Source organism: Planococcus halocryophilus (genome assembly GCF_001687585.2).
In the GTDB taxonomy this organism is placed as follows: domain Bacteria; phylum Bacillota; class Bacilli; order Bacillales_A; family Planococcaceae; genus Planococcus; species Planococcus halocryophilus.
Genome location: NZ_CP016537.2, coordinates 22,385 through 38,438 on the forward strand (window position 1 = coordinate 22,385; position 16,054 = coordinate 38,438).

The 16,054-nt window shown below is 44.1% G+C and carries 10 protein-coding genes, 1 tRNA gene, 3 rRNA genes and 1 other RNA gene; 13 read left to right on the plus strand and 2 right to left on the minus strand.

Translation table 11 applies throughout. The annotated features are described in order from the left end of the window. Positions 1 to 43 precede the first annotated feature (43 nt). Positions 44 to 904 (plus strand): alpha/beta fold hydrolase, encoded by an 861-nt coding sequence (locus BBI08_RS00080; RefSeq protein WP_008497659.1) that lies wholly within the window; start codon positions 44 to 46, stop codon positions 902 to 904. Positions 905 to 917: 13 nt separating this feature from the next. Here the strand turns inward: BBI08_RS00080 and tadA are convergent, their stop codons facing one another. Beyond that, on the minus strand, positions 918 to 1,409 hold the full coding sequence (gene tadA / locus BBI08_RS00085; RefSeq protein ID WP_156874334.1) for a tRNA adenosine(34) deaminase TadA: 492 nt from the start codon (positions 1,407 to 1,409) through the stop codon (positions 918 to 920). 121 nt (positions 1,410 to 1,530) lie between these two features. On the opposite strand from tadA, the gene BBI08_RS00090 reads away from it, so the two are divergent. The 3 genes from BBI08_RS00090 (at position 1,531) to BBI08_RS00100 (ending at position 3,790) form a co-directional block, all read left to right on the plus strand. Further along, entirely contained in the window at positions 1,531 to 2,391 is an 861-nt protein-coding gene (locus BBI08_RS00090) for a YitT family protein (protein ID WP_065528371.1), read from the plus strand. Between the two features lie 95 nt (positions 2,392 to 2,486). Then, complete coding sequence (locus BBI08_RS00095) at positions 2,487 to 3,125, plus strand: deoxynucleoside kinase (protein WP_008497654.1); 639 nt, start codon at positions 2,487 to 2,489, stop codon at positions 3,123 to 3,125. Next, entirely contained in the window at positions 3,122 to 3,790 is a 669-nt protein-coding gene (locus BBI08_RS00100; protein ID WP_040850827.1) for a deoxynucleoside kinase, read from the plus strand. The genes BBI08_RS00095 and BBI08_RS00100 overlap by 4 nt, the downstream gene beginning before the upstream one ends. Before the next feature lie 232 nt (positions 3,791 to 4,022). On the opposite strand, the gene BBI08_RS00105 is transcribed toward BBI08_RS00100, so the two are convergent. Then, a tRNA-Ser gene (locus BBI08_RS00105) sits at positions 4,023 to 4,115 on the minus strand. Positions 4,116 to 4,395: 280 nt separating this feature from the next. On the opposite strand from BBI08_RS00105, the gene ffs reads away from it, so the two are divergent. The 9 genes from ffs (at position 4,396) to ppx (ending at position 16,039) form a co-directional block, all read left to right on the plus strand. Then, an RNA gene (gene ffs, locus BBI08_RS00110) (signal recognition particle sRNA large type) lies at positions 4,396 to 4,661 on the plus strand. Positions 4,662 to 4,826: 165 nt separating this feature from the next. Beyond that, the gene (dnaX, locus tag BBI08_RS00115; RefSeq protein ID WP_040850830.1) at positions 4,827 to 6,560 is read left to right on the plus strand and encodes a DNA polymerase III subunit gamma/tau; all 1,734 of its coding nucleotides are present in this window, start codon (positions 4,827 to 4,829) and stop codon (positions 6,558 to 6,560) included. Positions 6,561 to 6,587: 27 nt separating this feature from the next. Continuing rightward, on the plus strand, positions 6,588 to 6,908 hold the full coding sequence (locus BBI08_RS00120) for a YbaB/EbfC family nucleoid-associated protein (RefSeq protein WP_008429155.1): 321 nt from the start codon (positions 6,588 to 6,590) through the stop codon (positions 6,906 to 6,908). Positions 6,909 to 6,920: 12 nt separating this feature from the next. Continuing rightward, the gene (gene recR / locus BBI08_RS00125) at positions 6,921 to 7,517 is read left to right on the plus strand and encodes a recombination mediator RecR (protein ID WP_008497656.1); all 597 of its coding nucleotides are present in this window, start codon (positions 6,921 to 6,923) and stop codon (positions 7,515 to 7,517) included. Positions 7,518 to 7,992: 475 nt separating this feature from the next. Continuing rightward, positions 7,993 to 9,543: ribosomal RNA gene (locus BBI08_RS00130) — 16S ribosomal RNA — on the plus strand. Positions 9,544 to 9,750: 207 nt separating this feature from the next. Further along, a 23S ribosomal RNA gene (locus BBI08_RS00135) occupies positions 9,751 to 12,683 on the plus strand. Positions 12,684 to 12,758: 75 nt separating this feature from the next. Then, a 5S ribosomal RNA gene (gene rrf / locus BBI08_RS00140) occupies positions 12,759 to 12,874 on the plus strand. The 16S, 23S and 5S rRNA genes sit together here, the layout of an rRNA operon. 154 nt (positions 12,875 to 13,028) lie before the next feature. Next, positions 13,029 to 14,471: an aminotransferase class I/II-fold pyridoxal phosphate-dependent enzyme gene (locus BBI08_RS00145; protein WP_065528372.1), complete on the plus strand. Its 1,443-nt coding sequence runs from the start codon at positions 13,029 to 13,031 to the stop codon at positions 14,469 to 14,471. A gap of 41 nt (positions 14,472 to 14,512) precedes the next feature. Continuing rightward, entirely contained in the window at positions 14,513 to 16,039 is a 1,527-nt protein-coding gene (gene ppx / locus BBI08_RS00150) for an exopolyphosphatase (protein WP_065528373.1), read from the plus strand. The last annotated feature ends 15 nt before the right edge of the window (positions 16,040 to 16,054 follow it).

Consider the following 16,054-nt stretch of genomic DNA (forward strand, 5'->3'; position numbering starts at 1 on the left):
GGTAAAGAGGAGGTAAAGAGTGAGTTAGAAGGGAGTTATTATTGTGGGTAACTTGAGCTTTCGTTATATCGAGACGAACGGCATAAAGCTACATACTGCTATAGCCGGTCCAGAAGATGGTCCTCTAGTTATTTTGCTGCATGGCTTTCCGGAATTTTGGTTTGGTTGGAAAAATCAAATTCAGCCCTTGGCAGAAAAAGGCTACCGTGTAGTGGCGCCTGATCAACGTGGCTATAATTTGAGCGATAAGCCTGAAGGAATCGATTATTACACAATTGATTATTTGCGGGATGATGTGATTGGCATTATTGAATTTTTTCAAAAAAAGAAAGCGATTATTATTGGTCATGACTGGGGTGGTGCAGTAGCTTGGCATTTGGCGGCTACGCGTCCTGAATATGTCGAAAAACTTATTGTGTTGAACATCCCGCATCCACGAGCAATGCCACGGGTATTTATGAAAAATCCGTTACAGTGGATGAAAAGCTCTTATATTGCGTTTTTCCAATTACCAAACCTACCTGAAAAAGCTCTCGGTATGAGAGAATTTAAAGTCATGCAGCAAGGCATTGCAAAATCGAGCAATCCGGACGCTTTTACAACATCCGAAATCGCTCAGTACAAAACGGCGTGGTCACAGTCAGATGCACTAACGGCAATGCTTAATTGGTATCGCGCCATCAGGAGAGGTAGCTTTAAGCAACTGTCTGAAGCGAAAATCAACGTACCGGTCCGAATTATTTGGGGGATGGGTGATCAGTTTTTGTCGCCCATGTTAGCAAAAGAAAGCATGTCTTTTTGTGAAGAAGTCAATTTGGCGTTTGTCGGAGAAGCAACGCATTGGATTCAACACGAACAGCCAGAAATCGTCAATCATTTGATCGATCAGTTTATTAACGAATAAAAACGGAAAACCCTTATAATTGGGTTTTCCGTTTTTGTTTTTTTGCTTCTCGTAGATTTCGAAAAAACTGTGTTAATAACTGACCACATTCATCAGCAAGTACATTTTCTGTTACTTGGCATTGATGATTAAAGCGGTCGTCATTTAACAATCGGTATAGCGAATCGACACTACCAGCTTTTGCATCACGTGCTCCGTAAACAATATGTGGAATACGGGATTGTAAAATGGCACCTGCACACATCGGACAAGGCTCTAACGTAACGTAAAGCTTTGTATCTTCTAGTCGCCAGTTGCCAAGATGCAGACAAGCTTCTTGAATGGCTAGTAGTTCAGCGTGTGTGACGGCATTGTTTGTTGTTTCACGCAAATTATGCGCACGTGCAATAACTTCGTCTTTGTAGACGATAATGGCGCCAATCGGAACTTCTCCTTTGGCAGCTGCTTTAGTGGCTTCTTCAATTGCTAAATTCATATAAAAATGATCTTTTTCCATTCCGTTCATGATGCATCGCTCCTTAAATCTAGTGTAGCATTTTCTATTCATAAAAAGAGTCATGCAGACAAAAATCACCGAACAGCGTAAAATAGAGGAACGAAACTAAACAGTGGGGAGTGATTGAAGAATGAAACAACATAAAAAAGAAAAAAAGCTTCATTTTACTCTACGGTTCATCTTTATCTTTATTGGTGCGACAATGGCGGCGGCAGCAATTGAATTATTTTTGGTTCCCAATTCGATTATTGATGGTGGCATTATTGGTATTTCCTTAATATTGAACTATTTAACCGTTATTCCTTTTGGTGTGTTAATCGTAGCAATCAATTTACCTTTCCTTTATTTTGGCTATAAGCATATCGGTCGGAACTTTTTCATCTCTTCTATTTTTGCGATTGTGTCGTTAGCGTTAATTGAAATTCCGATGCATAAAATCGAACCTTTTGTGGAAGATCCACTTCTTGCTACAATATTTGGGGGATTACTTCTTGGTATGGGCGTTGGACTGGTTATTCGTAACGGCGGGGCACTTGATGGGACCGAGATTCTTGGAATTCTATTGACCAAAAAATTACCGTTCTCAATTGGTGAGTTTGTCATGTTCTTCAATGTATTTATCTTCGGATGGGCTGCGTTTGTTCTCGGGCTGGAGCAGGCGATGTATTCAGTTTTGACTTATTATATCGCTTCTAAAACCATTGATGTGGTTATACAAGGTCTTGAGGATACAAAAGCAGTGCTGATTATATCAGAAGAATACGAAGAAATCGGCTCTGCTATTAATGATCGTCTTGGTCGAAGTTTTACTAAGTTACATGGTCAAGGGGGCTATTTGAATACGCCAAAAGATGTTATTTATGTGGTAGTTACTCGTCTAGAGCTGACAAAACTCAAACAAATTGTTGCAGATGTTGATTCGAAAGCATTTTTAACAATTATGGACACCCAAGAAGTGCATGGTGCGACCTTTAAAAAACCGATTCATTAATAAATCCCTCGATTTTCTACTCTACTTTTAACGGAATTGGTGTGGTAAAATAAATGGCATTGCAATTTACTTGAATCGAAAAAGGAGGACTTCGCATGCCGGTTCCATTTATCACGGTAGAAGGCCCGATTGGTGTAGGTAAGACTTCGCTAACAAAAGCGCTCGCCGATCAAAATCAATTTCAGCTATTAAAAGAAATTGTTGACGAAAACCCGTTTTTAAATAAATTCTACGAAGACATAGAAGAGTGGAGCTTCCAGACAGAGATGTTCTTTTTATGCAATCGGTATAAACAGCTGGCAGATATCCAGAAAAAGTTCATTTCCAATCACGAACCAGTAGTCGCGGATTATCATATCTTTAAAAACCTTATTTTTGCGAAACGTACATTGCCAACAGCTGAATACGCCAAGTATGAAGCCATCTATAAAATTTTAACAGTGGATATGCCGAAACCAAATATGGTGATTTACTTGCATGCAAGTCTAGATACTTTGATGAAACGCATCAAATTACGTGGACGCGAGTTTGAACAAATGATTACACCTGAATACATGGAGCAGTTAGCTGCTGACTACCATGAGTTTATCGAACGCTTTGAACGAGAGCATCCGGAAATTCCCGTTTTACGTTTTAATGGGGATGAAATCGATTTTGTTCAAAACAATGACGACTTGCAACTGATCCTGGACAAAGTGGACGGAACTTTACAGAAGAGGAGTTTGACTTTATGAATTTACGTGAAAAATACGGCATTCCACACAATGCGGTAATTACAATAGCTGGTACAGTAGGTGTTGGAAAATCCACCATGACAAAAGCGTTAGCAGATGCATTGCAGTTCCGTACATCATTTGAAAATGTCGATACCAACCCGTATTTAGATTTGTTTTACGAGGATTTTGAGAAATGGAGCTTCCATTTGCAAATTTATTTCCTGGCTGAACGGTTTAAAGAACAAAAACGGATGTTTGAATATGGTGGCGGGTTTATCCAAGACCGTTCAATCTATGAAGATACGGGGATTTTTGCGAAAATGCATTGGGATAAGGGCACGATGAACAATGTGGATTACGAAACGTACACGAATTTGTTTGAAGCAATGGTCATGACACCTTATTTCCCGCATCCAGATTTATTGATTTACTTGGAAGGATCGATTGAAGATATCCTTTCTCGCATACAAGAACGTGGACGAGCAATGGAGCAACAGACACCAGTTGATTATTGGCTAGAAATGCATCAGCGTTATGAAAGTTGGATCAACTCTTTTAATGGCTGTCCGGTATTGCGTTTAAACATCAATGATTATGATTTAATGAAGAACCCAGAGTGTTCGGAACAAATTGTTGAACGCATCGGCGATTTTATGCAACAAACATCTATTCTTCGGAAATAACCAAACCTCCTGAAGGGGTCAGACAGTAGACAACTCGAATAAATCGAGTTTGTCTACTGTCTTTTTTGTTGAAGATTAATCGCTATGGTCGCTTTGGCTACACTTTGATTTTTGGAGTTTTTCTCAAAGGGGTAACTATTTCCCGGGAAATATAAAAAAGGACATAAAAAAACCGGAAGGCATGAGCCTTCCGGTTTGCTATATCGAAGTTATATATAAGTTAAATTAAAAATGGAGGAGGAAGAGGGATTCGAACCCCCGCGGGATTTGACTCCCCTGTCGGTTTTCAAGACCGATCCCTTCAGCCAAACTTGGGTATTCCTCCGTGTAAGACAAGAATTAATTTATCATGGATGAATAATAACTGTCAACAGTTTTTCAAGTTTTTTTAAACTTTTTTCGAAAAACCTTGTTTAGCGTAGAAAATGATAAGTAAGAAAGCGAATCCTAACTTTTTTAAATTGGTCGAACTAAGCTTTATACTCAACAGAGAAAATCGAAATTCGAATAACAAGTTGATTTGAACTGTAGTTGATAAAAAAAATTCTCGTTAAATGAAGGTTACGGATTGATTTTTCTTAGAATAATTCGTATACTAGTAAATGCCGTGCTAGGTGGGAAGATAGCGGTGTCCTGTAACCTGCAATCCGCTTTAGCGGGACTGAATTCCTTTCTGAGGCTGTTTGTATGTAAGGTCTGCCTCTTGCACGTAGTGTTGACATCTGGGTCCTGCGCAATGGAATCCCATGAACCATGTCAGGTCCGGAAGGAAGCAGCATTAAGTGGAACATTCCATGTGCCGCGGGATCGCCTAGATCGAGCCAGCGACAAGGGTAACGCTTATGTACAGCAGTCGAAGAAAGGTGCACGGCAAAAATTCGTAATTTCAAACCTGTCCGCTCTCGTAGCGGACAGGTTTTTTTATTTTCCGAGTCGTAGAATCGTCAAGCGAATCGTAGGGAATCGTTCAGAAAAACCTGTGTTTTATGGTATAATGACAGGACGAAAAACAGATTCTTCAAAAGGAGAGAACAAGTTGGCGTATCAAGCTTTTTACCGCGTTTACAGACCGCAGTCCTTTTCTGAAATGACTGGTCAGATGCATGTCAAACAAACCCTTCAAAATGCTCTCCTTTACAATAAGACAACACATGCTTATTTGTTCTCAGGACCAAGAGGGACAGGGAAAACCAGTGCCGCTAAAATATTCGCAAAAGCGTTAAACTGCGAGCAAGCTCCAACGGCGGAACCTTGTAATGAATGTACTTCTTGCAAAAGCATAAACGAAGGATCCAATACCGACGTGATTGAATTCGATGCGGCTTCCAATTCTCGTGTAGAAGAGATGCGGGAAATCATTGAAAAAGTTCGGTTTTCACCGGCCAATTCACGTTTTAAAATTTATATTATCGATGAAGTGCATATGTTATCAAACAGTGCCTTTAACGCGTTGTTGAAAACTTTAGAAGAACCACCAGAGCACGTAGTATTTATATTAGCCACAACCGAGCCTCACAAACTGCCATTGACGATTATTTCTCGTTGCCAGCGCTTTGATTTTAAATCTCATACGCAAGTGGACATTGTTTCCCGTATGGTAGAAGTGTTAACAGATGCGGAGATTCCTTATAACGAACAAGTGCTAAAAATTATCGCGCAAGCTGCAGCAGGTGGAATGCGTGATGCATTGAGTTTATTGGACCAAGTGGTCTCGTTTAGCGGAGATGAAATGACGGTTGAAGACGCATTACTCGTGACGGGTTCTGTGAGTCAAGATGTCTTTTATGGTATCGCAGAAGCGTTACTTGCTAAAGATATCGGACAAGCATTGACGTTATTGGAACAATTGGTGCGAGACGGCAAAGACCCTGTGCGATTGGTTGAAGACTTTATTACTTTCTTCCGTGATTTATTGTTGATTCAAACAGCGCCTGATCTCCACGACATGTTAGAATTGGCAGCACACGAACCACGATTTGAAGAATTAGCCAATCGATTCGAGCCGTCAACGCTTTATAACTGGATTGATATTTTATCTAAAACTCAGCAAGAAATGCGTTTTTCAAACCATACCAAAATCTACATGGAAACAGCTTTGCTGAAAATGGCACAAGCAGACGTTCCGACACAAAGCGAGGCTTCTGCTGTATCACCTGAACTAGAAGCGAAAGTGATTCAGTTGGAAAATTTGGTGCGTGAATTACAGCAACAAGTGAAAAGTGGAGCAGGAAATGGTGCACAAGCAGCGCCGACTGAACAGAAAAAACGTCAACGCGTGCAAAGTGGCTTTAAAATACCAACTGGACGCATTCAAGATGTCTTGAGGAATGCAACAAAAGCAGATATTCAAGCAATTAAAACCAATTGGGCTACTGTGATGAATCAATTGCAGCGGTCGCATTCGGCTTTATTGAATGACGCGGAGCCAGTAGCGGCATCGGCGGATGCATTTGTGTTAAAATTCAAGTATGATATTCATTGCCAGATGGCTTCTGAAAACCAAACCTTTGCAGCGACATTCAGTCAATTGCTGGAGCAGTATGCAGGCAAAGCGTATACACCGGTTTTCGTACCAGACGCCAGTTGGCTGAAAATCCGCGAAGAATTTATTAAACAGAGCGGGTTAAAGTCAGGCACTGAAGAAAAACAGTCAGAGTCTGAAGAAGAAAATCCGTTTTCGGGTGATGGGGCAGTAGCGGAAGAAGATCCGTTTATCTCAGAAGCCGAGCGTCTTTTTGGAAAAGACTTTGTCGAAGTTCATGACGATTAAAATGAAAATTCTAAGGAGGAACTAATTATGCGCGGTGGAGGAAATATGCAAGGCATGATGAAACAAATGCAAAAAATGCAAAAAGAGATGGCAGTGGCTCAAGAAGAACTTGGTACATTGAAGTTTGAAGGATCAGCAGGCGGCGGTATGGTCAAAGTTACTGTATCTGGTCATAAAGAAGTATTGGATATCGTTCTTGATCCAACAGTAGTAGACCCAGAAGATGTTGAAATGTTACAGGACCTTTTAGTTGTTGCGACAAACGAAGCGTTTAAAAAAGCGGATGAACATGCGAATTCCACAATGGGGAAATTCACGAAGGGCTTAAATCTCCCGGGCATGTTCTAGGAGGTAAACTAGATGCATTATCCAGAACCCATTTCGAAATTAATGGAGAGTTTTATGAAATTGCCAGGAATCGGGCCGAAAACAGCGGCTCGTCTGGCGTTTTTTGTTCTTGGCATGAAAGAAGATACTGTGCTTGATTTTGCGAAAGCGTTGGTCGATGCAAAACGGAATTTAAGCTTTTGCTCGGTTTGTGGCCATATTACCGATGTGGATCCTTGTCATATTTGTCAAGATCAACAACGCGACCGCACGACGATTTGCGTAGTGCAAGATCCGAAAGACGTCATTGCGATGGAAAAAATGCGTGATTACAAAGGTTTGTATCATGTTCTGCAAGGCGCGATTTCTCCAATGGATGGAATTGGTCCTGAAGACATCAATGTGCCATCTTTACTGAAACGTCTTCAAGATGAAGAGGTAGAAGAGTTAATCTTAGCTACCAACCCGACGATTGAAGGAGAAGCGACAGCGATGTACATTTCTCGTCTCGTAAGACCGTCCGGAATCAAAACAACTCGAATTGCACACGGACTTCCAGTAGGCGGAGATTTAGAGTATGCCGATGAAGTAACGTTGTCAAAAGCATTAGAAGGTCGGCGAGAACTTTAATAGAGGATTAAAAGGTGAAAATAAAGGTTTTGAACTTCTATAAAATTGGAAAATATTCTGACTTATTATGTTTTGGATATAATTGTTAAAGAAATAGATTATCCGTTATATAGAAAGAGAGGAAAAGAAGTTGGATTAAAACCGCTTTTTCTAAGCGCTTAAAACAACTTCTTTTTTAACTCTTATATAGAAGGAAAAAAGAATCCGTTAATTAATGTTTTATAAATATAATTTTATTTACCAAAAGTGTTGACAGTCTGAAGTATATGCTTTAGTATCATAGGAGTCGTAAAGAACGACACAACAACTTGAAACAAACTGAACCTTGAAAACTGAACAGCAAAACGTCAACAAAACGCAACGGTCGCGCAAAACGGCCCGCGCAAAACTTACTGATCAACGCAAGTAGATCAAAGCGAATCGTGCGTCTTCGGACGGCGATACGCCAGCAGTATTGAGCAATCAACACTACTCTATAATGGAGAGTTTGATCCTGGCTCAGGACGAACGCTGGCGGCGTGCCTAATACATGCAAGTCGAGCGGAACCAGAGGAGCTTGCTCCTTCTGGTTTAGCGGCGGACGGGTGAGTAACACGTGGGCAACCTGCCCTGCAGATCGGGATAACTCCGGGAAACCGGTGCTAATACCGAATAGTTTGCGGCCTCTCCTGAGGCTGCACGGAAAGACGGTTTCGGCTGTCACTGCAGGATGGGCCCGCGGCGCATTAGCTAGTTGGTGGGGTAATGGCCTACCAAGGCGACGATGCGTAGCCGACCTGAGAGGGTGATCGGCCACACTGGGACTGAGACACGGCCCAGACTCCTACGGGAGGCAGCAGTAGGGAATCTTCCGCAATGGACGAAAGTCTGACGGAGCAACGCCGCGTGAGTGACGAAGGTTTTCGGATCGTAAAACTCTGTTGTGAGGGAAGAACAAGTACCAACTAACTACTGGTACCTTGACGGTACCTCACCAGAAAGCCACGGCTAACTACGTGCCAGCAGCCGCGGTAATACGTAGGTGGCAAGCGTTGTCCGGAATTATTGGGCGTAAAGCGCGCGCAGGCGGTTCTTTAAGTCTGATGTGAAAGCCCACGGCTCAACCGTGGAGGGTCATTGGAAACTGGAGAACTTGAGTGCAGAAGAGGAAAGTGGAATTCCATGTGTAGCGGTGAAATGCGTAGAGATGTGGAGGAACACCAGTGGCGAAGGCGACTTTCTGGTCTGTAACTGACGCTGAGGCGCGAAAGCGTGGGGAGCAAACAGGATTAGATACCCTGGTAGTCCACGCCGTAAACGATGAGTGCTAAGTGTTAGGGGGTTTCCGCCCCTTAGTGCTGCAGCTAACGCATTAAGCACTCCGCCTGGGGAGTACGGCCGCAAGGCTGAAACTCAAAGGAATTGACGGGGGCCCGCACAAGCGGTGGAGCATGTGGTTTAATTCGAAGCAACGCGAAGAACCTTACCAGGTCTTGACATCCCACTGACCGGTGTAGAGATACACTTTTCCCTTCGGGGACAGTGGTGACAGGTGGTGCATGGTTGTCGTCAGCTCGTGTCGTGAGATGTTGGGTTAAGTCCCGCAACGAGCGCAACCCTTGATCTTAGTTGCCAGCATTCAGTTGGGCACTCTAAGGTGACTGCCGGTGACAAACCGGAGGAAGGTGGGGATGACGTCAAATCATCATGCCCCTTATGACCTGGGCTACACACGTGCTACAATGGACGGTACAAAGGGTTGCCAACCCGCGAGGGGGAGCCAATCCCATAAAACCGTTCTCAGTTCGGATTGTAGGCTGCAACTCGCCTGCATGAAGCCGGAATCGCTAGTAATCGTGGATCAGCATGCCACGGTGAATACGTTCCCGGGCCTTGTACACACCGCCCGTCACACCACGAGAGTTTGTAACACCCGAAGTCGGTGAGGTAACCCTTGTGGAGCCAGCCGCCGAAGGTGGGACGGATGATTGGGGTGAAGTCGTAACAAGGTAGCCGTATCGGAAGGTGCGGCTGGATCACCTCCTTTCTAAGGATAAATTCGGAACCGGGCGCCCTAGGCGCTCCGGGGTTGACGTTTTGCGTTCAGTTTTGAAGGTTCACCTTCAGGCGGCAACGCCTTTTTTTGTGACTTTCAAACTTGTTCTTTGAAAACTGGATAAAACGACATTGAAACAATATGCAAGAAATTCAAGTACGCGTGACAATTTTTGTCACAACTTTTTAATTAACCATTGGTTAAGTTAGAAAGGGCGCACGGTGGATGCCTTGGCACTAGGAGCCGAAGAAGGACGGCACTAACACCGATATGCTTCGGGGAGCTGTAAGTGAGCTGTGATCCGGAGATTTCCGAATGGGGGAACCCACTACTTTTAATCGAGTAGTATCCATGTGTGAATCTATAGCACATGAGAAGGCAGACCCAGGGAACTGAAACATCTAAGTACCTGGAGGAAGAGAAAGCAAATGCGATTCCCTGAGTAGCGGCGAGCGAAACGGGATCAGCCCAAACCAAGAGGCTTGCTTCTTGGGGTTGTAGGACACTCTATACGGAGTTACAAAAGGTAGGATTAGGCGAAGCGACCTGGAACGGTCCGCCGCAGCGGGTAACAGCCCCGTAGCCGAAAACCTTACCCCTCCAGAGTGGATCCTGAGTACGGCGGAACACGTGAAATTCCGTCGGAATCTGGGAGGACCATCTCCCAAGGCTAAATACTTCCTAGTGACCGATAGTGAACCAGTACCGTGAGGGAAAGGTGAAAAGCACCCCGGAAGGGGAGTGAAATAGATCCTGAAACCGTGTGCCTACAAGTAGTCAAAGCCCGTTAATGGGTGATGGCGTGCCTTTTGTAGAATGAACCGGCGAGTTACGATTACATGCAAGGTTAAGTTGAGAAGGCGGAGCCGCAGCGAAAGCGAGTCTGAATAGGGCGCCAGAGTATGTAGTTGTAGACCCGAAACCAGGTGATCTACCCATGTCCAGGGTGAAGGTAAGGTAACACTTACTGGAGGCCCGAACCCACGCACGTTGAAAAGTGCGGGGATGAGGTGTGGGTAGCGGAGAAATTCCAATCGAACCTGGAGATAGCTGGTTCTCTCCGAAATAGCTTTAGGGCTAGCCTCAAGATAGAGAATCCTGGAGGTAGAGCACTGTTTGGACTAGGGGCCCATCCCGGGTTACCGAATTCAGACAAACTCCGAATGCCAGTGATTTATGCTTGGGAGTCAGACTGCGAGTGATAAGATCCGTAGTCAAGAGGGAAACAGCCCAGACCACCAGCTAAGGTCCCCAAATATCCGTTAAGTGGAAAAGGATGTGGCGTTGCTTAGACAACCAGGATGTTGGCTTAGAAGCAGCCATCATTTAAAGAGTGCGTAATAGCTCACTGGTCGAGTGACACTGCGCCGAAAATGTACCGGGGCTAAACGGATTACCGAAGCTGTGGATGGATCTCGTAAGAGATCCGTGGTAGGAGAGCGTTCTAAGGGCGTTGAAGTCAGACCGGAAGGACTGGTGGAGCGCTTAGAAGTGAGAATGCCGGTATGAGTAACGAAAGACGGGTGAGAATCCCGTCCACCGAATGCCTAAGGTTTCCTGAGGAAGGCTCGTCCGCTCAGGGTTAGTCGGGACCTAAGTCGAGGCCGATAGGCGTAGACGATGGACAACAGGTTGATATTCCTGTACCACCTCCCCGCCGTTTGAGCAATGGGGGGACGCAGAAGGATAAGGAGAGCGTGCCGTTGGTTGTGCACGTCCAAGCAGTGAGGCGTGGAATGAGGCAAATCCCATTCCTGATACGTTGAGCTGTGATGGCAAGAGGTTTAACCTCGGAGTCCCTGATTTCACACTGCCAAGAAAAGCCTCTAGCGAGGCGGGAGGTGCCCGTACCGCAAACCGACACAGGTAGGCGAGAAGAGAATTCTAAGGTGAGCGAGTGAACTCTCGTTAAGGAACTCGGCAAAATGACCCCGTAACTTCGGGAGAAGGGGTGCTCTGGTAGGGTGTATAGCCCGAGAGAGCCGCAGTGAATAGGCCCAGGCGACTGTTTAGCAAAAACACAGGTCTCTGCAAAACCGTAAGGTGACGTATAGGGGCTGACGCCTGCCCGGTGCTGGAAGGTTAAGAGGAGTGCTTAGCGCAAGCGAAGGTGCGAATTGAAGCCCCAGTAAACGGCGGCCGTAACTATAACGGTCCTAAGGTAGCGAAATTCCTTGTCGGGTAAGTTCCGACCCGCACGAAAGGCGTAACGATCTGGGCACTGTCTCAACGAGAGACTCGGTGAAATTATAGTACCTGTGAAGATGCAGGTTACCCGCGACAGGACGGAAAGACCCCGTGGAGCTTTACTGTAGCCTGATATTGAATTTTGGTGCAACTTGTACAGGATAGGTAGGAGCCTTAGATTCCGGAGCGCCAGCTTCGGAGGAGGCGTCAGTGGGATACTACCCTGGTTGTATTGAAATTCTAACCCACAAGCCTGATCGGCTTGGGAGACAGTGTCAGGCGGGCAGTTTGACTGGGGCGGTCGCCTCCTAAAGAGTAACGGAGGCGCCCAAAGGTTCCCTCAGAATGGTTGGAAATCATTCGAAGAGTGTAAAGGCAGAAGGGAGCTTGACTGCGAGACGTACATGTCGAGCAGGGTCGAAAGACGGGCTTAGTGATCCGGTGGTTCCGCATGGAAGGGCCATCGCTCAACGGATAAAAGCTACCCCGGGGATAACAGGCTTATCTCCCCCAAGAGTCCACATCGACGGGGAGGTTTGGCACCTCGATGTCGGCTCATCGCATCCTGGGGCTGTAGTCGGTCCCAAGGGTTGGGCTGTTCGCCCATTAAAGCGGTACGCGAGCTGGGTTCAGAACGTCGTGAGACAGTTCGGTCCCTATCCGTCGCGGGCGCAGGAAATTTGAGAGGAGCTGTCCTTAGTACGAGAGGACCGGGATGGACACACCGCTGGTGTACCAGTTGTTCTGCCAAGGGCATCGCTGGGTAGCTATGTGTGGCCGGGATAAGTGCTGAAAGCATCTAAGCACGAAGCCCCCCTCAAGATGAGATTTCCCATTGCGCAAGCAAGTAAGATCCCTCAAAGACGATGAGGTAGATAGGTTCGAGGTGGAAGCGTGGCGACATGTGCAGCTGACGAATACTAATCGATCGAGGACTTAACCAAAACAAAGTACGCGAAGACTTGCACGTTCCAATGTCGTTTATCCAGTTTTGAGTGAACAAGCACTCAACTAAATAGTCCAGTGATGATGGCAAAGAGGCCACACCCGTTCCCATCCCGAACACGGCAGTTAAGCTCTTTTGCGCTGATGGTAGTTGGGGGTTTCCCCCTGTGAGAGTAAGACGTCGCTGGGCACTTAAAGAAAGTCGTTACCGATTCCGGTAACGGCTTTTTTGTGTTTGAAGAAATTAATAAAAAAGAACAGTGCAGTCTTGTGGTTTCGAAACCACGATTTCTACACGGAATTGTTATAATAGAGTCAATTAATCAATGTGAGGATGAAAGTTTATGACGCAACGACGTCCGATTGTAGATGCTTTAATTCAATTTCAAAAAAAACAGCCGATTTCTTTTCATGTACCGGGACATAAGCACGGAATCTTGTCGGGGTTACCAAAAGAGATTCAGCCCGCGCTGTCATATGATTTAACGGAATTAACAGGATTGGATGACCTTCATTATCCAGAAGGCGTGATTCAAGAAGCCCAGCTTTTATTAGCGGAGGCTTATGGGGCCAAAGAGAGTTTTTTACTAGTCAATGGTTCAACTGTAGGGAATTTAGCGATGATTCATGCGGCATGTAATGAAGGCGATGTAGTGATTGTTCAACGCAATTCTCATAAGTCGATTTTTCATGCATTAGAGCTTGCCCACGTAAGTCCTGTATATGTCGCGCCCAGGTGGGATGAATACTCCATGACAGCTGCTGCAGTGTCTCTAACAGCAATTAAAGCGGCAATTGATGCATATCCTGAGGCAAAGGCAGTCGTGCTTACCTACCCGAATTATTATGGAGTTGTTTCTGATGAACTTTCTGAAATTATCTCTTTATGCCATGAAAAAGAAATCGCGGTTTTGGTAGATGAAGCACATGGAGCTCATTTTCAGGCGGGTGCGCCGTTTCCAGTTTCAGCACTAGAGTTAGGAGCTGATGTTGTTGTGCAATCAGCCCATAAAACCTTGCCAGCTATGACTATGGGGTCATTTTTACATAGGGGCAGCAATCGTGTGAGTGGGAAAAGGATTCAAAAGTATTTACGAATGTTTCAATCGAGCAGTCCATCGTATTTAATCTTAGCTTCTTTAGATGATGCACGGGCGTATCTTCAAAGTTATTCGCCACCGGATATTCGGTCGTTTAATGAAAAGCGTGACCGTTTTTTAAGTAGTTTACGGATGATTCCACAGTTACTCGTAGTTGAATCAGATGATCCGTTAAAAATTATGTTACGCGTTTCTCACCATAGTGGCAACCAGCTAAAAGAAAAACTAGAGCAGGTTGGTATTGAAGTAGAATTAGCAGATTCTTTTCAAGTATTGCTGATTTTGCCTTTATTAAAACAGTGGCATGCGTATCCATTTGCAGAAATTCGCAGTCGTTTAAAAGAAGCGGTAGCTATGCTTGAAAGAGAAGATAGACAAGAAACAACACTGAAGGTTAAAAAGATAGATGATGTGACTGTGCCAGAGTTATCTTTTGAAGAAATTGATTTAGCCGACCAAGAATGGGTGTCTTACACACAAATTATCGGTCGCATTGCTGCAGGGATGGTAACACCTTATCCACCGGGTATTCCGTTAATTGTGGCGGGTGAAAAATGGACTTTACTTAAAGTAGAAGAATTAATGAATCATCTTGCAGCAAATGCGCAAATCCAAGGTGACCATCGTTTAGCGTCTAAGCAATTGCCCGTTCTTATGCAAGACACTCAAGTAGTAAGCAAAGTATAAAAGGGTATACTAAAGCATCAACTAGGATGAGGAGGGTTTTCATGGAGCAAGAAAAGTATGCAATCATTGATATTGGTTCGAATACCATTCGACTTGTAATTTATACACGGGACAAAAGTGGACGCTTTACTGAAAGTGAGAACGTTAAAGCAGTGGCTCGACTTCGCAGTTATTTAAACGAGGACAATGTTCTAGAGCAGGAAGGTATCGATATATTAGTGAAGACATTAAAGAGTTTTCAGGAAGTCACTCGTCATCATCAATTAAAGTCTATTAAATGCGTAGCTACTGCTGCAGTACGCCAAGCAGAAAATCAAGCTACTATTTTAACAACTGTAGAGGATGAAACCGATTTTTCTATCCGTATCTTATCGGAATACGAAGAAGCGTATTATGGATACCTCGCAGTAGTCAATTCAACACCGTTCACCAGTGGTATTACCGTGGATATTGGTGGAGGGAGTACGGAAATCACCTATTTTAAAGATCGTCAGCTTATCTACTTTTATAGTTTTCCATTTGGTGTGTTGTCTTTAAAAGAACAGTTTATCCAAGAAGATACGCCGAAAAAAGGAGAAATGCGTGAATTGCGGAGCTTTTTAAAAGAACAGTTTGATCAGTTAGAGTGGCTCGCGGATAAACGTTTGCCGTTAATTGGTATTGGAGGAAGTGCGCGAAACATGGCTCAAATTCATCAAGAGTATATTGAATATCCTTTTTCCGGTGTGCATCAATATATGATGAACAAGGACGATGTAGAGGAAGTTTATGACTTGTTGAATTCTCGAGATTTTTCAGAGCTTCAAGGATTAGAAGGTTTATCAAAAGACCGTGCCGACATCATTATCCCTGCTGTTGAAGTATTTCGTTATTTGATGGAGATGATTGATACAAAACAGTTTGCGCTCAGTAGAAAAGGCTTACGAGATGGCGTCTTTTATGAAGAGATGACAAAAAGCTTTGATTTGACCGTATTCCCCAATGTCATAGAAGAAAGCTTTCAAGAGTTAGCCATCGATTATGACATTAATTTAACTCACGCATTCCATGTGACAAATAGCGCCTTGCTCATTTCAAAAGCATTAGAAGCCATTGGTTTATTGTCTTTGGAAGAACAAGATTATAAACGCTTAAGACTGAGCAGCGCCCTTTATAATTTAGGTAGTTATATCGATTCGGAATCTAGTCATCAGCATACGTTTTATTTATTAAGCAACCGAACGATAGAAGGGTTATTGCATAAAGAACGCGTCATTATTGCATTGATGGCTTCGTTTAAAAACCGAGGGAACTTTAAACGAAATGTCGCGCTTTATGAAAAATGGTTTACTAAAGACGAGTTAGCAAAATATACCTTACTCGGAGCGATTATTAAAATGGCTTATAGTCTAAATGCGACAAAACGAGATATAGTTGAAAAGATCGAGCTCGAGCAACAAGAGGATGTGTTGGTTTTTTCGGTTCAATGTCGCGAAGACTGGAAGCCTGAGCAATACCAAGTGGAAAAACAAAAAAAACATTTGGAAAAACAACTTAAACAATCGGTGGAATTTAGGTTTTATAAATAATTAAGTGCTGAAAAA